17 protein-coding genes are annotated in these 19,226 nt (G+C 27.7%); 13 read left to right on the forward strand and 4 right to left on the reverse strand.

Going from position 1 to position 19,226, the window contains the following annotated elements; genetic code table 11:
- Nucleotides 1–127: 127 nt before the first annotated feature.
- The 12 genes from TEGL_RS08040 (at nt 128) to TEGL_RS08095 (ending at nt 11,863) form a co-directional block, all read left to right on the forward strand.
- Entirely contained in the window at nt 128–874 is a 747-nt protein-coding gene (locus tag TEGL_RS08040; protein WP_018591338.1) for an ABC transporter ATP-binding protein, read from the forward strand.
- Nucleotides 874–2,772, forward strand: a complete 1,899-nt coding sequence (locus tag TEGL_RS08045) for an FtsX-like permease family protein (RefSeq protein ID WP_018591337.1) — start codon at nt 874–876, stop codon at nt 2,770–2,772. Before TEGL_RS08040 ends, TEGL_RS08045 begins: the two co-directional genes overlap by 1 nt.
- A 132-nt stretch (nt 2,773–2,904) precedes the next feature.
- A complete protein-coding gene (locus tag TEGL_RS08050; RefSeq protein ID WP_018591336.1) occupies nt 2,905–3,522 on the forward strand; it encodes a YitT family protein in 618 nt (205 codons plus the stop codon).
- Between the two features lie 162 nt (nt 3,523–3,684).
- Entirely contained in the window at nt 3,685–3,993 is a 309-nt protein-coding gene (locus tag TEGL_RS08055; RefSeq protein ID WP_033316522.1) for a PadR family transcriptional regulator, read from the forward strand.
- Complete coding sequence (locus TEGL_RS08060; protein ID WP_018591334.1) at nt 3,993–4,901, forward strand: permease prefix domain 1-containing protein; 909 nt, start codon at nt 3,993–3,995, stop codon at nt 4,899–4,901. Before TEGL_RS08055 ends, TEGL_RS08060 begins: the two co-directional genes overlap by 1 nt.
- Nucleotides 4,902–4,940: 39 nt before the next feature.
- Complete coding sequence (locus TEGL_RS08065) at nt 4,941–5,774, forward strand: DUF5050 domain-containing protein (RefSeq protein WP_018591333.1); 834 nt, start codon at nt 4,941–4,943, stop codon at nt 5,772–5,774.
- Between the two features lie 136 nt (nt 5,775–5,910).
- The gene (locus TEGL_RS08070) at nt 5,911–6,165 is read left to right on the forward strand and encodes a hypothetical protein (RefSeq protein WP_018591332.1); all 255 of its coding nucleotides are present in this window, start codon (nt 5,911–5,913) and stop codon (nt 6,163–6,165) included.
- A 192-nt stretch (nt 6,166–6,357) separates the two neighbouring features.
- Nucleotides 6,358–7,227, forward strand: a complete 870-nt coding sequence (locus tag TEGL_RS08075; RefSeq protein ID WP_018591331.1) for a uroporphyrinogen decarboxylase family protein — start codon at nt 6,358–6,360, stop codon at nt 7,225–7,227.
- Between the two features lie 24 nt (nt 7,228–7,251).
- Nucleotides 7,252–7,920 carry a corrinoid protein gene (locus TEGL_RS08080; RefSeq protein ID WP_018591330.1) on the forward strand — a complete coding sequence of 223 codons (669 nt, stop codon included), beginning with the start codon at nt 7,252–7,254 and terminating at the stop codon, nt 7,918–7,920.
- Between the two features lie 15 nt (nt 7,921–7,935).
- Entirely contained in the window at nt 7,936–8,967 is a 1,032-nt protein-coding gene (locus tag TEGL_RS08085; protein WP_018591329.1) for a methylcobamide:CoM methyltransferase MtbA, read from the forward strand.
- Complete coding sequence (locus TEGL_RS08090) at nt 8,960–10,735, forward strand: ASKHA domain-containing protein (RefSeq protein WP_018591328.1); 1,776 nt, start codon at nt 8,960–8,962, stop codon at nt 10,733–10,735. The genes TEGL_RS08085 and TEGL_RS08090 overlap by 8 nt, the downstream gene beginning before the upstream one ends.
- A 30-nt stretch (nt 10,736–10,765) precedes the next feature.
- Nucleotides 10,766–11,863 carry a uroporphyrinogen decarboxylase family protein gene (locus tag TEGL_RS08095; RefSeq protein ID WP_018591327.1) on the forward strand — a complete coding sequence of 366 codons (1,098 nt, stop codon included), beginning with the start codon at nt 10,766–10,768 and terminating at the stop codon, nt 11,861–11,863.
- Between the two features lie 80 nt (nt 11,864–11,943).
- On the opposite strand, the gene TEGL_RS08100 is transcribed toward TEGL_RS08095, so the two are convergent.
- The 4 genes from TEGL_RS08100 to TEGL_RS08115 form a co-directional block, all read right to left on the reverse strand.
- On the reverse strand, nt 11,944–12,702 hold the full coding sequence (locus TEGL_RS08100; protein WP_018591326.1) for an ABC transporter ATP-binding protein: 759 nt from the start codon (nt 12,700–12,702) through the stop codon (nt 11,944–11,946).
- A 3-nt stretch (nt 12,703–12,705) separates the two neighbouring features.
- Nucleotides 12,706–15,024, reverse strand: coding sequence for an ABC transporter permease (locus tag TEGL_RS08105; RefSeq protein WP_018591325.1), 2,319 nt, complete (start codon nt 15,022–15,024; stop codon nt 12,706–12,708).
- An 88-nt stretch (nt 15,025–15,112) separates the two neighbouring features.
- The gene (locus TEGL_RS08110) at nt 15,113–15,736 is read right to left on the reverse strand and encodes a TetR/AcrR family transcriptional regulator (RefSeq protein ID WP_018591324.1); all 624 of its coding nucleotides are present in this window, start codon (nt 15,734–15,736) and stop codon (nt 15,113–15,115) included.
- Nucleotides 15,737–15,897: 161 nt separating this feature from the next.
- On the reverse strand, nt 15,898–18,111 hold the full coding sequence (locus TEGL_RS08115) for a YhgE/Pip domain-containing protein (protein WP_018591323.1): 2,214 nt from the start codon (nt 18,109–18,111) through the stop codon (nt 15,898–15,900).
- A 175-nt stretch (nt 18,112–18,286) separates the two neighbouring features.
- On the opposite strand from TEGL_RS08115, the gene TEGL_RS08120 reads away from it, so the two are divergent.
- Nucleotides 18,287–18,874, forward strand: a complete 588-nt coding sequence (locus TEGL_RS08120) for a TetR/AcrR family transcriptional regulator (RefSeq protein WP_018591322.1) — start codon at nt 18,287–18,289, stop codon at nt 18,872–18,874.
- The last annotated feature ends 352 nt before the right edge of the window (nt 18,875–19,226 follow it).

Here is a 19,226-nt window from a genome sequence, read left to right on the forward strand (position 1 = left end):
CTTTTAAAATATACAAACCTTACATGAATGTAATACTCTTGAAAGGTTTGCAGATAGTTACATTTTTAAATCTAAATTAAAATTGGTATATAAGAAAAATCAATTAATTTAGAAAGGAAGAAGAATTATGGAAATATTAAATATAAAAAATTTAAAAAAAGTATATGGTAAAAAAGTAATTTCAACAGCTCTAAATAACATAAGTTTTGCTATTGAGGATGGAGAGTTTGTGGGTATAATGGGGCCTAGTGGTAGTGGAAAAACTACACTTTTAAATCTTATCTCAACTATTGATAAACCAACATCAGGAACAATAACATTAAGAGGAGAAAATATTTTAAACCTAAAAGGTGATGACCTAGCTTTATTTAGAAGAAGAGAACTTGGATTTGTATTTCAAGACTTTAATTTATTAAATACATTAACAATTGGTGAAAATATGATTTTACCTTTAACCCTAGACAATGTAGATTTAAAAGAACAAGAGAATAGATTAAATAAAGTTTCAAAAATATTGGGAATTGAAAACTTATTAGATAAAAGGACTTATGAAGTTTCTGGAGGACAGGCTCAAAGAACTGCCATAGGAAGGGCATTAATTAATAATCCTACTTTATTACTGGCAGATGAACCAACGGGAAATCTTGATTCTGCATCAGCAAGAGATGTAATGGAGTATTTGGAGAAAATAAATAAAGAAGAAAAAGTAACTACTATGATGGTTACTCATGATCCTTTAGCAGCTAGCTATTGTAATAGAATACTGTTTATAAAAGATGGAGAGATTTACAACGAAATTTATAAAGGTGAAAATAGAATTCAATTTTATCAAGAAATAATAGATGTACTTTCTTTATTGGGAGGTACTAAATAATGAACTTTGTCCAATTTGCATATAAAAATGTAAAGAGAAACACTAAGTCTTATTTAGGATATTTCTTTAGCATTTTAATATCTTCAGCTTTGTTATTTTCCTTTAATATGTTTATAAATCATCCCAATTTAGACACTTCAACATTTGATGATTATTTACTGTTAACAATTAAAGTATGCTCGATTATTGTATATGTGTTTTTATTTTTCTTTGTGTTTTATTCAGTAAGTGTTTTTTTGAAAGGTAGAAGTAAAGAGTTTGGAATATTATACAGTTTGGGAATATCAAGTAAACAAGTTCAAAAGATGATTTTTATAGAAAACTTCATTATAAATGCATTATCATCTACTCTTGGTGTAGCAGTAGGACTGATTTTTTCTAAGATAATTTTAATTGCCATATCAAATTTACTGGGAATAGAGCCACTAAAGTTTTATATTCCAGCAATGTCAATGATAGCAACCATAATTTACTTTATGCTACTTTCACTATTAATATCTTTGTTTATTTCTTTTGTAGTAAAAGAAGATAAAGTTTTAAAATTGTTAAAGGGGAGTGAAACTCAAAGACCAGAGCCAAAGTTTTCTATATTACTTGTTATATTGTGTATAGCTCTTTTTGTATGGTCATATTATAAAGCGGTGACAGTTACAAAAATACAATTGGTAAATACCATAGCACCAGTAACTTTTATGACTATTATAGCAACATATTTATTGTTTTCTCAACTTAGTGTATTTATTATAAAAACTATAAAAAATAATAAAAAATTTTATAAGAAAAATACTAATATGTTATGCGTATCAAATTTGTATTATAAAATGAAAGACAATACAAGAATGTTTTTCTTAATATGCATAACTTCTGCAGTTGCATTTACTGCCATAGGTGCAGTATATGCCTATTGGAAAGATCAAACTAGACAAGTTGAGTTGGCTTATCCTCAAGCAATACATTTTGCAACAAATAAAAGTATGCTTGATAATTTGGATGAATTTGATAAAAAAGATTATATGGATAAAGTTGATTTGTTGGAAAATTCATTGAAAGAAGAAAAGATTCCTTATTATAAAATAAGTGGAGAGATAAAAACTGTTTTTTCAAAGGATAAAGAAAAATCGGTTAAAATAATTAAAGAATCCAAGTATAAAGAGTTTGCCGAAAAATTAAATCAACAAACAGTGAACTTTAGAAAAAATGAAGCAATATCACTAACTTTATTAGAAAATAAAAAAGTAAATAAAAAAGTTGTAGTAGATGATAATAATTTAAAAGTTGCTACACAAGTAGAAAAGTCTGTTATGCCAGCTTATTATGATATATACGTGGTTAAAGATGATTTATATGATGAAATAAATAATAACTGTGTAGTAGATGAATTTACTACTTTTGATACACAAAATTATATGAAAACTTTGAATATATGTAAAAACTTTGAAAATACTCATAAAGAAGAATTAAATAATGGAACGTATAAATTCTTATCAAAATCTTTTGTACTTGATTATGGAAAAACAATTTTTTCTACCTTGTTGTTTTTAACTATATTTATAGGGTTAATATTTTTCGTTACAGCAAGTAGTTTTTTATACAACAAGATTTATATGGATTGTCAGGAAGACAAAGAAAAGTATATGAAGCTTAATAAGATAGGTCTAACATATAAAGAAATAAGAAAAATTTCAACAATAGAAATAGGAATATTGTTTTTAGCACCCTATGTAATAGCTGTAATGCACTCAACATTTGCCCTTTTGGCAGTTAAAAATTCCTTTAATATGGAAGTGGCTTCTTCAGCATATATAGTTATGGGAAGTTTCTTTATAGTTTTAATTATTTACTTCTTAATAATAAGAAGAAATTATTTAAAGGAAATAAGGGAATATTTAAATAAGTAAATGCAAATAAAAAATTATTAAATAATTGATAGGTTTTATTTTTAGAATTGATATATTTAGCCAATATGGCCTTCTGTATTAAAATTTCATGTATAATATATATGTTTGGAAATTTATATATGGGAGAATAACATGGATAAAAATAGGATTAAAAAGTATAGTAAAGATATATCCATTATTTTATTAGGAAATATATTTATGGGAATAGCTTATTCAAAGTGGATGGTTCCTAATGAAATTATAAATGGTGGAGTTACAAGTATTTCTATGATATTAAATAAGTTACTATCAGTGCCACTTTTATACTTGAGCAATGGATTAACTTTACTATTATTAATAACTTGTTATATATTTTTAGGTAAGGATAATTTTTCAAAGTCTATATTTGGCAGCTTATTCTATATCACCTTATTTTCATTATTTTACTCTCTACCTTTTTCACTACATGTTAATACAGTAGTAGATTTAATATTAGCATGTATATTTATAGGAATGGGATATTATTGTTGCATTATTGTAAATGCATCAACTGTGGGAGTAGACGTTATAGCACTTATTATGCATAAGAAGAATAATAATATAAATATAGCTAAAACAATAAGTAAAATTAACATAATAGTGTTGTTTGTTGGATTAATTGTATATGGAGTTAAATCTATAATTATAGGAATGATTTTCACATCTATATACTCAAGGATATTAGAGTATTTCTTGAAAGTGAATCCTTTAAAAGTTAGTAAATCAATTTAATGTGTAGTTACCTAGATTAATATCTAGGTAACTTTTTGTTTTGGTAAAAATTTACAGTTGACTAATGAGGGTTATAGAAATACAATTTCTTTATAATACATAGAAATCCGAGGTATGATTTAATAAATTATTAAAGAAGGTGTTGTTTTGAATAAAGAGCTTATGAAAGGTAGTACAGTAACATTAATTTTAGATGCATTAAAAAATGAGCCCATGTATGGATATGGAATGATAAAAGAAATTGAAAATAAGTCTAATGGAGTATTTCTTTTTAAGGAGGGTACTTTATATCCCCTATTACATGAGCTTGAAAAAAGTAAGTTAATCGAATCTTTTTGGAATGTGGAAAATGGTAGACGTAGAAAATATTATAAAATTACTAAAAAGGGACTTCTGGAATTGAAAGATAGAAAAGATGAATGGGTTATATTTAGTAAAACAATGAATTTAGTATTAGGGGGACAGTATTAATGAATACACAAAATAAATCTGTGGAAAAATTTTTACAATCTACTTGTAAATTTATTTCCACAGAAGAAAGAGCAAAAGATATACAAGATGAACTTAGAGATCATGTTTCTAGTTATATTGAAGAATTTACACAAGAAGGTATGGAATATGAAGAAGCAACAAACATGGCATTAAAGCAAATGGGAGATCCTGATATTTTAAGTGAAATTTATAAAAGTGAATCTAATAAATCTAAAAGATTATTTAAAGCATTTCTCATAGGTATAACATTACTTTTATATGTTGGGGCTGAAATTGTAGATACCTATATAAGTAATTCTAATGTTTTTATATCTGCATCATTTGTAATACTTATGACTTTATGTTATGGATATTTCATATTTGATCTTATAAAAACACATAAAAAAGATTGTGAACTTTCTAAAAAAGAGCCGATTTTTTATATTCAGTCCTATAAAATGTCTACTTGGTATGAGAAAATGGCAAAATACATACAATATTTTTTTGTGGGATCAATTATTTTAATTTTAGCAGCATTTTTAATAGAATTTAATGAGATACCTAAAAATGAAGTTTTAAAAGAAGTTTTAGAAATAATAATCCTATCAAAGAGTTACTTCATTATGGTTGTTTTGTTCTCCATATTAAATCCTAAAAATAGTAATAATATTGTATATACAGATGGTATACTTACACTTATGAGCTTTATTCCTTTTAGTAATGTATGTGGATATAGATGGACTAAAGAACATGTAAAGGGCAATGTTTGTCATACTCTTGAGTTAAAGCTTAAGAAAAAATCTAAGTTTTCTAATAACAATGCTGTTATAAAGGTAAGCTCTTATCAAATTAATTTAATAGAGGAGTTGTTTAAGTCTCGCAGCATTGAGCAAGTGCGTTATTTTTAAAAATAAAGAGAATCTACTATTTTATTAAAGGAGTAAATAATGAACTATGGAAATTTAATAAATGAAAAAATTATTCATATAGAGGGAGAGTGGATATATTATAGCAATATATCTTCTGATGAAGGAAAATTATATAAAAAAAATTTAAAATTAAATGAAAAAGTAAAACTTTCAGATATAGAAGAGGTACAATACATACATAAAAGAGGAAATGATATTTTTTATACAAGTGGAGCTAGTATATGTAAACTTAATCTTACTAATCTGGAAAATGAGATTATTTTCAAAGGTTCGAAAGATTATGGTAGTATAGATGATATGGTTCCATTGAATGATGATTTATTTTTTACTCAAGATGATATTTATAAAATGAATTTAAATACTAAAGAGAAGATAAAGATTGCTGAAAACGCATTTGGATTAAATGTATGTAAGTATAATATATATTACTCTGCAAATGATGGAGATGGATTATACAAATTAAATTTATCTACTAATACTATAATAAAACTATTAGATACAAATGTTAGTGCTCCAATTGTTCAAGGGGAATTTATCTATTATTTCGATAATGATAGGGCAGGTTTTTTCAGAATGAATATGTTTAATAATAATGAAGAAGAGAGAATAATAGAATTAGATAAAGATTTGATTGATTTTAACTTGTATAAAAACTATATATTTTTTAGTGATTTTTATTTGTATAAAATAGATATTAAAGCTAAAAAAATAAGTAGAATAACCGATATTGATGCAGGTCGAATACACATATTAAATGAAAAAGTATGGTTTGTATCATATCAAGAAGATGAACGTGAATTTAAATTATATCAAATGGATTTTGATGGAAAAAATTTAAAGTTATTTGATTAATGTTTTATATCTAAAAGTGTAATTTATTAATATTATAAAAAATTTTTCATTTTTAATAAAAAGGTTCCCAAATAAAACTTTCAATTTGCATATATAGTATATAGAAAATGAAATTGAATTTAACGGAGGAAATTAAATGAAAAATATAAAATCTTTAATAACACTAACACTTATAGGAGGGTCAATAATCTTAACAGGATGCTCTGGAAATGTGGAAAGCGATGCAGCGGAATATAATACTAAACAAACTACACAAGTTGAAACAACATCAAGTAATAATGCAGTTAATAATGTGGACATGGATTCTTTAGAGAAAGACTTAAAAGCTTTAGAAGATGGGAAATATAACGGAAAATGGGAAGATGAATTAGAAGCTAAGTTAATGAAGTAAAGATAATATAAATTAAATAAAAATAGCCAATGATTAAGGTCATTGGCTATTTTTATTTATAATTTTCATATATATTGATTTTATTTATAAAGAGCATAGAACTATAAAAATTATCAATTTTTATAAATTATTTTGATATGTTACTCTTAGTAATGTGAAGAACTAAATATATAGAAAGGTCTAAAAAAACATATGGAGAAGATAGTTGATTTTAAATGTACTTATAATAATTCAGCAGGAATAAATGAAGAAGTGACGAGAAATTTAAAATTAAGTTTTCCCCAGGCCTATAAATATTGCGAGACAATGACCTTAATAGCTAAAGAACTAAAAAAACATGATAATGCAGCTTTTTGTGAACTACCTTTTTGTCACACTGTAGAAGGAGAAGCAATGGGTGGAATTATCAATTATGGCGATGAGAAGATAGGACCTAGGGCAAAGGAATATGTGTGCAAAAGTGCTGAGGATGTATTAAATCTTAAAAGTATTGATTTTACAAAGGGTAGAATATCAGAAGTATTAAAAGCCTGCACATGTTTAAGAAATGAAGGACAAAATATTGTTTTAGAAGTTAGTGGACCATTTACAATTTTAAATGTTCTAATGGACGCCACACGTGCATTTAAGATTTTTAGAAAAGAACCAGAGAAGATGAAACAAATATTTGATAAATTTCAAAATGAAATCCTTAACTTTATAGAAGAAGGACAAAGAGCTGGAGCTAATTTAATTAGTTTTGCTGACTCTTCAGGTGGTGTTAATATTCTTGGGCCTAAAATGATGAAAGAGAGTGTGGAAATGTTTACATATCCTTTCTTGAAAAAGGCTGAAAAGATTATAGATGATAAGACCATATTATTACTATGTCCAAAAACAACATTTGCACTTCTTGGAACAAATAAAGCAAGTTTATATGACATTGAATTATCAAAACCTATGAAATATGGTGAGGGCTGTATTGAAGTTATAGGAAAAACAAAAATAGTAGGTCAAATGTGTATTAAAAATATAAATTACGAATTGACCGAAGGTAAGATTAAGGGAATCAAACTAATATAAAAAAATAAAATAGGGGGGACAATTATGTCATCAAAAAAAGAACTTTTAAAAAAATTAGCTGAGTGTGTAGTTGAAATGGAAGACGAAGAAGTGGTGGATGTTGCCAAAGAATATTTAAATGAAGGACATTCAGCTTTTGATGGAATAATGGATGGATTAGTTGAGGGAATGAATGAAGCAAGTAAGCTTTATGATGAAGAAGAATATTTTGTAACTGATGTATTGTTGTGTTCAGATGCCATGTATGCAGGGCTAGATGTCCTAAGACCTCATTTACCAGAACAAGAAGAAGATGCAAAAGTAAAAGGTGTTATAGGAGTTGTTGAAGGAGATACACATGACATAGGCAAAAACTTAGTTAGAATTATGTTTGAAACTGCTGGCTTTGAAATGCATGATTTAGGAAGAGATGTGGATCTAAAATCTTTTGTGAAAAAAGTAAAAGAAACAAATGCATCACTTCTTTGTATGTCAACATTAATGACAACAACTATGGGTGGAATGAAAACAGTTATTGACATGTTAAATGAAGAAGGAATAAGAGATAATGTTACAGTTATGGTTGGAGGAAGTCCTATTTCACAAAAATATGCAAATGAAATAGGTGCAGATGGATATTCAAGTAATGCAGTTGAAGCAGTAAAAGTTGCCAAAGAGCTTCTACATGCTAAGAACTTAGTAAATGCTATTTAAAATGAGGTTGATAAAATGATTACACCAAAAGAGAGAATTAAAAAAGTATTTAATAATGAAGAAGTTGATAGACCGCCTTGCATATGTCCAGGTGGTATGATGAACATGATAACAACAGATTTAATGGATAGATCGAATGTATTTTGGCCAAATGCACACTTAAATGGAGAAAAAATGGCTGAACTTGCCAGTGCAAACTATGAAAATGGGTGTTTTGAAAATTATGGAGTTCCTTTTTGTATGACTATAGAAGCTGAAGCTATGGGAGCAAAAGTAACTTTAGGAACAAAAGAATATGAACCACATGTAATTGAATATGCCATAAATAGTGTGGACGAATACGAAAATTTAAAAGAAATGAATATGCAAGAAGGCAGAGCAAAAGTAGTATTAGATGCTATAAAAATTTTAAAATCAAAAGGCAACAATGTACCTATAATAGGAAATATTACAGGACCTATAAGTACAGCCAGTTCTCTTATGGAGCCTGTTGTTTTTTATAAAGAATTGAGAAAAAAAAATAAAAAAGCTCATGAATTTATGTCATTCGTTACAGATGAAATTATTAATTTTGCTAGAGCTCAAATAGATGCAGGAGCAGATATAATTGCCATCTCTGACCCAAGTGGAAGTGGAGAAATTTTAGGACCAAGAGACTTTGAACAATTTGCAGTAAAATATATAAATAAAGTAGTTCATAGTTTGCAAGAAGAAAAAATAGGAACTATTGTACATATTTGTGGTCAAATGAGAAGTGTTTACAAAGAAGTAAATATGATACAAAGTAATGCTCTTAGTTTTGACTCAGTAGTTTCCATGAAAAATGCTAGAGCTAATTTGCCAAATAGAATTCTTATGGGAAATGTAAGTACATATACATTAGAATTTGGAAGTCCAGATAAAATTTCATTGCTAACTAACAAATGTGTGAAAGATGGATCAAATATTATATCACCAGCATGTGGACTTGGAACAAAATCTCCACTTAAAAATATACAGTCTATTTTAAGTACATTAAACACAGAGGAGATTGAAATAAATGTGTAAAATTTTCATAGAAAAAGAAAATAAAACATTAATGGATGTTTTGTTAGATGAAAATATATTTGTTGATAATGCTTGTAATGGTAAAGGTGTTTGTGGCAAATGTAAAATTAAGCTTATTTCTGGGAATTTGGGAGAATTAAGTGAAACAGAGAAAAAACTTTTATCACAAGAAGAAATTAATGATAATATACGTCTATCTTGTTTAGTAAAACCAAAAGAAGATATAAAAATAGAATTATTACAAAAAGAGAGAAAACATAAAGTATTAAGCAGTGGGTATATGCCAAAGTTTCAAGTTAATCCTTCCATACATAAAAAATTAATAAGTCTTGAAAAATCAACTTTGGAAAATCAAAGACCTTTGGAAAATGAAATTTTGAGACAATTAAATATTGATAAATTAGACTGGAAATTGTTAAAAGAAATAAAATCACAGGATGAAAAAATAACAGCAGTTTTTAATAATGATGAAGTAATTTATATGGAAAAAAATGATACAAGAGATAAAATATATGGCGTGATTATGGATATAGGAACAACAACAGTAGTTACATCCTTAGTAGATATAAATTCTGGTGCAGAACTATGTGTTGAATCCATGATTAATGTACAAAAACAGTATGGATTAGATGTATTAACTAGGATTACATATGAAGTGGAAAATGAAGAAGATGGGGTTGAAAATTTACAAAAAGCTATAGTAGCATCTATAAATGAAATGATAGAAAAGTTATGCAAAAAAGCAAATGTAAATAAAAAACATATATACGAAATTACTGTGGCAGCCAACTGCACCATGATGCATATGTTGCTTGGAATAGACGCTAAATCTATTGGGAAATCACCATTTGCACCTATATTTACTACTTCTAAAAATGTTTTAGCAAAAGATATAGGATTATTAGCTTGTGAGGAAGCAAGACTTTATTGTCTGCCTTCTGTATCTGCATATATAGGAGCTGATATAGTAGCAGGGGCTTATGTATGTGAATTAAATAAAACAGATGAAGATGTATTATTTATAGATATAGGAACAAACGGGGAAATCGTTCTATCAAACAAAGGTAATCTTTTATCTTGTTCTTGTGCTGCAGGGCCAGCACTAGAAGGAATGAATATTAGTTGTGGAATGAGAGCAGCTAATGGAGCCATAGAAGATGTAATTATTAATGAAGAAGAAAATGTAATAAAGGTTATAGGAGAAGAAAAACCTATAGGAATATGTGGAAGTGGAATCTTAGCTGTAGTAAAAGAACTATTAAAAACAGGAATTGTAAGAGATAATGGTGCTTTTATTAAGCTAGAAAAATTAGAAGAAGATGATTATCGATTAAATAGAATACAAATTAATAATAAAAAAAGAGAATTTATACTTTATGATGATAATAAAAATAAACTGTTGATCACACAAGGTGATATTAGACAAGTCCAGCTGGCAAAGGGAGCTATACTTTCTGGTTTTTATGCATTACTTAAAAAAGCTAATATTGAAATGAAAGACTTGAAAAAAGTAATGATAGCAGGTCAATTTGGAGCTCATGTTAGTGTGGACAGCTTAGTTGGAACAGGAATTTTACCAATGGAAGTAAAAGAAAAAATAGTTTATGTAGGTAACTCTTCAAAAACAGGAGCCTATATGGCATTAATGTCTAAGGAAGCTAAAGAAGATATGGAATTATTATCTAAAAATATGGAATATATGGAGCTTGGAGCATCAGAAGGTTATGAAAGGTTATTTTCTAGTTGTTTAAAGTTTCCATCTAACTAATTATAAAATTATTGAACTGGGGGGATTACAATGCATAAAGATGATCAAATGACTCCTAAGGAAAGACTAGCAGGATTTTTTAGTGGAAAAGAAATAGATAGAATACCAGCCCTACCATTTGTAACATCAGTATCAGGAAGAGTAGCTGGAATCACACATAAAGAAAAAAGAAGTTGTGCTAAAAACCAAGCTCAGGCACAAATAGCTTGTTATGAGAGATTTGGAAATGATAGTATTTCCATAGAGTATGGACTTCATGGCGTTGGTATTGCCTTAGGTAGTAAAACTAATGATCCAGAAGATGGAGTTCCAGCCATAATAGAGCATTATTTAAAAAATCTTAAAGATTTAAGTTCTTTAGATTTATCAAAAATAGAAAGAAAAAATGATCCATGGTATCAATTAAATTATGATGCGTATCATATTTGTATGGAGAAATATGGACATGAAGTTGGAGCATCTTTAAGTATTCATGGACCAATAACGGCAGCTGGAAGTATTTATCCTGTGGAAAAATTATTAAGATCCATAAGAAAAGAACCTGAAAAAGTTCATGAATTATTAAGATTTAGTACGGATGCCACTAAAATAGTAATGAAAGATTTCTTAGAAGCAGGAGCGGGAATATCTTTGTGTGATCCAATAGCTTCAGGAACACTAATAGATAAGAAAACTTATAGAGACTTTGTTCTTCCATATACAAAAGAAATAGTAGATTATGTACATAGTTTTGGAAAATCCCTTACATATCATGTTTGTGGAGAAACTTCTCATATGACTTTGGACTTAGTGGAAAGTGGTTGTAATATGTTAAGTATAGACAATAGAGTTAGTTTAGTTGATACAAAAAAACTTGTGGGAGACAGACTTCCTATTGTTGGAAATGTGGATCCAGTAGAAGTAATGATGCTTGGTAGTGTAGAAGATGTTTATGCAGGTGTAAAAAAATGCATAGAGGAGGGGTATGACAGTCCAAAGGGATATTTGCTAAGTACAGGATGTGGTATACCTATTAACTCTCCTATAGAAAATATAGATGCATTTATGGCAGCTGCAAGAAAATATGGTAAGTGGCCAATAAATAGTGATAACTTTAATGAAGAAATATTAGCTAAATCAACTTTATAACTTTATAGTAGTATTAATAATTATAAAGCTACTGTAGATAAATTTATTACAAATAAGTTTATTTATAGTAGCATTTAATGTTAGATACCAATTTCATGCATTTTTTGCGTGATTCTTTTTAATCTATCATCCAAATTAGTACCATCAAATTTAGAAAGTTTTAATGCATGGATTATTTTACCATCTTTCATAAACATAATTTTGTCACTTTGGGCAGCAACTTTTGCATCATGTGTAACAAGGAGAATTGTAGTTCCATTCTTATTAAAATATCTTAAAATATCCATTATTTCCTGAGCAGATTTTGAGTTTAGGGCTCCTGTAGGTTCATCTCCAAAGATAATTTCGGGGTCGTTCATAAGAGCACGACATATTCCAGCACGTTGTAGTTGGCCACCAGAAACTTGTGCAATGCTACGATTTTCTAAATTTTCTAGACCGACTTTTTTCATAAGTGAAAGAGCTTTATTAGTAATAGATTTTACATTTTTTTTGTTCAACCTGACAGAAGGAAGAATAATATTATCTAGAATATTTAAGTTTTTAAGAAGACTAGGCTGTTGAAAAACAAATCCCATTTTACTTAATCTTATATTTGCAAGTTCATCCACATTAAGAGAAGAGAGATCCTTATTATGAAATAAAATACTACCACTGTCACATTTGTCCATACCACTTAGTATATACATAAGTGTGGATTTTCCAGAGCCTGAAGGCCCCATTATGGAAATGAACTCACCTGATTCTATGGAAATAGATACATTATTTAATATTTTTTGTTTATTTTTATCTTCGTTGAAAGATTTATTAATATCCTTACCAATTAGTATTTGACTCATGATTTACTCCTTTATATTATCTGAGATTTTAATTTTTTCTAAGCTAGAAGTGCTTAAAGTGGAAGCAATTATAACTGATAGAATTAACATTATTGGAAGTAGTAAATAAGTTGAAATTGGATTTATAATAAATTTAAATGTTGTTGCTCCAAAACTTCCAATAAGAGTACCAGCTAATTTTTCACCTAAGGTGTTTGAAAGTATTACTCCTAAAAATATTCCGATTATACAAATAAATATAGAGCGTGATATATATTGAATACTAAGATCTCTGTTAGTAAATCCTAAAGATTTCATTATTGCTATGGAATATTTATCTTTTGCGATAAGCATTCTTAAAAATAACATTGTAATAAGTATAGCAATAAATATGGCAACTACTTTTGACACATTTGAAGCAATTTTAATAGAATCTCTTGTTGAACCAAAAGTTTGATTTACATATTCATCGACAGCAGATACTTTTGCATAATTAAAATTTTTTAAATAAGTTTGTGTTTCATTAATAATTACAGAGGAATTTGTCATTTTTGCAGAAATTGTGCAGCTAAGTATTTCATCTAAATCGGTTGAAAAACATGCTTTTGCAGTTTCTCCACCATTTGTAATATCCGAATAGATACCGCAAATTTTAAGATTTTTATCAACTCCATTAATATTTAAAATTATAAAATCCCCTATATTTTTATTAAGTTTATCAGCATTTAATGAAGAAAGTGCAATCTCATTATCATTAGTTGGCTCTTTTCCTTCGTAGTAACTAACAGGGAAAATACTATGGTTGCCCAAGTCAATTTTGATATTTTCATAAGAATTATCATGATTTTTAACTTGGAAAGCTTTTGTATATGTTATAGAGTATCTATCTATATTTTTATCATTTTTCATAAAGCTTGAGATATCTTTTGACTTTTCTAATATATTATCAGTTTGTTGTAAATTAATTATCATGTCGCATTGTCCTACACCAGTATATGTTATGAATTTTCTTGAAGATATGGTGTTTGATAGATTTTGAGGAACAATAACTATAAAAGTTGAAAGAATTAAAATTATTAGCATGGTAGTATATAGTTTCTTTCTACAAAATACATCTTTTATACCCATAAATATATTTGCACCCAAAATACTACTTATATTAATATGACAAAGTTTTGAAGTAGAAGTTTTTTCTCCTGCATTACTAGAATGTAGTGAATGAGCAGCAGATATTTTTTTAAACTTTTTCAATATTCCATTTATAAAAAACATGATTATTAGAAATATTAAACATACTCCAATCACAGAAAAGATAGGAGCCATATATCCATTATTACTTTCTCCCAAAGATAATCTTATATTTTTAAGAAGTATACTTTGCAGTGGAAGAGATAATATTAATCCTAATATACAGCCAGTAAGAGATATAAAAATGTATTTTGATAGATAAATTTTTTTTATATCTTTTGTAGTAAGTCCAATTGCTTTCATTACACCAATTTCTCTGTAATCATCTTCAATTTTTGCAAGTAAAGTAAATCGAATACACAAAAATGCAATTAGTAAAATTAAAATACTAACAATTAATATGACGGCTATCATAATTCCATCAGATATGGCATTTATCATTTTAAATAAATGATAGGTAATCGTAGGTCCGTTCATTTCCAAAGAAGCATTAATATAATCATTTTCAAAGTTACTAAGACTTGATAAATCTTTTAATCTAAATTCAATTAAGTACTCAAGATTACCATAGTTTTTGATTTTTTCATAATCATTTTCACTAACTAAGTACCTTTTAGAAGAAGCTAAAAGAGAGTTCATTTGAGAATCACGAAGAAAACCTGCAACAGTAAATTCTTTGTCTTTAATTAAAACTTTATTTCCCACCTTTGCTAATTTATCTTTCAGAAAATATATGGGAAGATAAATTTCTCCATCATTAACTTTTATAATATTTCCATCCATATCTAAGAGATAATCGAAAGTTTCACTTTGTATAGAAAACCCATTGTCCTGAACATTATTACTTAAAGATTTGTTATTTATAACTATATTAGCCCCATCTATATTTAAAAAATTTAAAACTTGATATTTATCAACTAAATCATTATTTTTAGCAAAACCATTAAGGCGGTTCATGTTAATATACCCAGAGTGCATTTGCATAAAATGAGGTGTTTTAGCATTTATCATAAGTGTGTCTATGGATCCAAATAAATTAAATCCAAGGATCATAGCAAGGGAAACTAGCATGGAAGATAGACTTACAATTAATAATGTAACTAAGGTTACTAGTTTGCTATTTTTTATATCATTTATAATAATTTTTTTAAACATTTATATCCTCCAATTTTCTTACAGATTTAATATTGTGTAAATTGAATCAGTGTTATTAATTACTGAATTATTCATTATAAAAACCTCCTTAATTAAATAACTGAGCTAAGAAATCAAAGCTACCTGGCTTTGTATTAAAAATACGTTCTAAATTATAAATAAAGGCTGATATTTTTTGACTTAACTCTTCCATGGAAGTAATATTATTGTTATCAAAAGTATTTAGAGCATAAATTAAAATCATTTCTGTACTTTCTTTTGGGAATGGAGTATTAAATATTTCTTTTTCAATTCCTTCATTTATAACTTTTGTAAAAATAGGAGTTATTCCATTAATTATGGCATCAATTTGTTTTTGATGCATAAGTGTATTTTTAGGATTATTAACATGTTTAATAATTTCTCTTCCAGTATCACTATCTTCTATATTAAGAGATAAGATTATATTTATCATTTTTTGTGGTACTGTAAGGTTAGAGTCTTGGGCAATGGAATTTGCATTTTTAAAAATATTAAGAGTAACTTGATTAATAATGGTATTCATAATATCTTCCTTAGACTTAAAGTAGTAATATAATGTGCCTTTGGCAATTCCAATTTCTTTTAAAATATCTGAAACACTAGTATTTTCATATCCTTTTTCATTAAAAAGTTGATTGGAAATATGAAGTATCTCGTTTTTTCTTTCATCGGCATTTTTTATAACCCTCATTATGATCTCCTTTTTGTCCACATGTTCTCTTTTTTTTCGACCGACCGTCGGTCTATATTTATAAAAGTAATTGTAGTTTGATTGGAAATTATTGTCAAGTATATTTGGTAAAAAAATAAGGATTATGTTTTATCAACATAATCCTTATTTTAAATAAATTATTAAACTGCTAATTCATCATCTATATTATCTTCAGTAAAATTATTATTATTAGATTTATATCTTACCTTAAACTCAAGGAATGCTATTGTTATTAATATCATTACTACAGCTATAGAAGCAAGGAAAATTAAATGATTTTCTATGCTAGGTCCACCAGATATTGTACTTCTAAATGCAGTAACTACGTGAGTAAATGGAAGATAATTAGTTATTTTAGATACAAAATCAGCTGATAATTCTAAAGGATAAGTACCTGTAGAACCAGATAGCTGAATAACCATAAGTACTAGAACTAAGAACTTACCAACTACTCCAAAGGCCACATTAAAGAAGTATATTATACTCATAAAGGTTATTGCGGCAACAACTGCAACTAATATAGTACTATTTAAATCAGCTGGGCTAAATCCATTGAAGAAGCTTAATGCTGATATCATTGCTATTGAAGCTAATATTATTGCAGGATACATAACACTTGCTTTGCTTAACCATAATCTAAAGCCTGATTTTAGTTTTGAACTATTTTTAGTTAATGGGTAAACTGTGCAGAATCCCATACATCCAACCCAAAGACCAACAACCATCATATATGCAGCCATGGCATGGCCATTATCCGCAACTTTAGTTATTTGAGTTTTAGATGAGTCTACAGGTGAAGCAAACATTTTTAATGTATCATTATTTATTTTAGAAGTAGTATCTTTTACAGATTTAGCTCCGTCATCTAAACTTGTTTGAAGAGTATTACTTCCATCATAAGCAGTTTTTAAACCGTCTTTTAAACTTACAGATCCATTTTTTAAATCATTAACACCAGATGATATTTTGTTTGTACCATCTGAAAGTGATGTCATACCAGATTTTAATTTAGGATTATTAGCTACAAGTTTGTCTGAGCCAGCTTTTAATTCATTGGCACCAGCACTCAATGTATTTAATCCATCTGAAAGAGTTTTTGTAGATGATTTTAAAGTAGTAAACATTCCTTCATAAGTAGAAAGATTTGAGTTTACCTCTTTTACAACTGCCTCGGCTCCTTTTTCAGCTGAACCTGCTGCAATTTTACTCATAGTACTAGATACTGATGGAGAAACTGCACTTGTTATAGAATCAGCAGTAATATTAGAAGATACACCTTTTAAAGTATTTGATACTATTCCAACAACTAAGCCTTGGGCTTGCTCTTTAGTATAGCCTGCTGATTGAAGTGCTCCTACCATTTGAGTAATTTTACTATCGCTAAGTATTGCAGAAGACACTGCTTTAACTGTATTATCTGAAGTTAAAGTGTTACTTACTTTACTGCTAACTGCACTACCTATACCAGAAGAAAGTTGATTAGAGTAATCAGAAACACTAGAAGCTGCTGTATTTTTTAAAGTGTTTTTTTGTTCTTCACTTAAAGATATATTTGGAATAGAGATTCCTTTAACAGCAGAATTTAACTGATTAGCACCATCTGCCAATTTGTTAGCACCATTTGCAAGTTCCCCAGAAGCTGAACTTAAAGTTTTTACACCTGCTAAATAAGTATCTAAACCTTGTGATAAAGTATTTGTACCATTAGTAAATGTTAACATACTATTAGAAAGAGTGTTTAAACCATCACTTAGCTTTACACCACCATCTTTTAAATCACCTAAACCGTCCTTAAGCTCTAAAGAACCATTAGATGCTTCTTTAAGTCCATCACCTACAGTGTCAAATTGTTCAAATACAACATCTGCATAAGTTTCAGTTACCTTTTCAGAAATTGAATTTTGAACTTTAGTTAAAGCTGTTTCACTCATTTTACTGGCGATATAGTTTTTACCTGGATTTGTAGCATATTCTAATACCATTTTTTTAGGCTTTTTATCTAATAAAGTGGTAGCATCTTTTGAAAAGTTTTTAGGTATAGTAATTACCATATAATAAGTACCATTTTCTAAACCATCCATTGCTACTTTTTCATCAACAAAATTAAATGCTAAGGAGTCATTTTCTTTTAGACTATCAACAAGTCTTTCACCCACATTTACTTCCATATCCTCATAATCTATAGGATCATCATTATTTACAACAGCAACTGGAAGATTGCTGACTTTACCGTAAGGATCCCACATGGAACTTAAAAATAAAGTTGAATAAATAGTTGGGATTGCAATTATAGCAATAAGAGCCACAATTAGAAATTTGTTTTTGAATAAGTCTTTCCATTCTTTTTTTAGCATATATATCACCCTTCTCAATATTAAGTTTTCATTAAACAACATGGTGTTGTTTTTTGCTATAATATGAATTATAATTTTGTAAGGAATAATATTCAATCATTAAAAATTAAAAAAATGTATGATAAACGACATTTTTTTTGAAAATGTTGATTATTTTAAAGAAAGGAGTAAATTTATGAATATAAAAAATGACCGTAGAATTAGAAAGTCAAAAGAATCTTTAAAGCAGAGTTTAATAAATTTAATGAAGGAAAAAGCAATAAATAATATTACAGTAAAAGAATTAGTTTCAGATGCAGATTTAAACAGATCAACTTTTTATAATTACTATTGTGATATACCAGATATGTTGGAAAAGTTAGAAACAGAGCTTTATAATGAATTTATGCGTATTTTAGAATTACACGTTATTAAGGATAATAAGACACATGATCTTTATAAGGAAGCTCATGAATTTATTGAAGATATGTGTGATGTTATAAATGAGAACGTTGAGTTTTGTCAATGCATCTTTAGTCAAAATGGGGATATAACTTTCTTGTTTAAGTTGGAGGAACTAGTTGAAAACCATATTAAGGACCAACTTAGACAAGACTTTGATGGTAAGATGGATCATCTTGCTTATGTATATTCATTTGTTAAAAGTGGGTATATTGGTATATTAAAATCATGGATGAAGGGTGGATGTGTGGAATCTTCTCAGGAGATTGCTAACTTAACATATAATTTAGTAAAAGGTATTTTATATAGTTGTAAACTATAATTTATTGATAATGCTATTAAATTTTTCAGGCAAATAAAACTAAAAATTAAAAGTTTAGACAGCTCTTTATATACAATAATAAATTGTTATAGGGGGCTGTATTATTATATGAAAATAGTTTTACTTCATATTTAAATCTAATTTTTAAAGAAATATACATATTTAGTAAAAAAGTTATTGCAAAGAAATACAAATTTGTGTAATATATGAATATAAGAACATATGAACAATTATTCATATATTGCTGTATAATTAGAATGAGAGGAGATAAACACAGTATTATATATTTACCAATTATTAAGGTAGACATATTTATTTAAATAGAAAATTAGTATATATGCTAAAAAATAAG

Source organism: Terrisporobacter glycolicus ATCC 14880 = DSM 1288 (assembly GCF_036812735.1).
In the GTDB taxonomy this organism is placed as follows: Bacteria; Bacillota; Clostridia; order Peptostreptococcales; family Peptostreptococcaceae; genus Terrisporobacter; species Terrisporobacter glycolicus.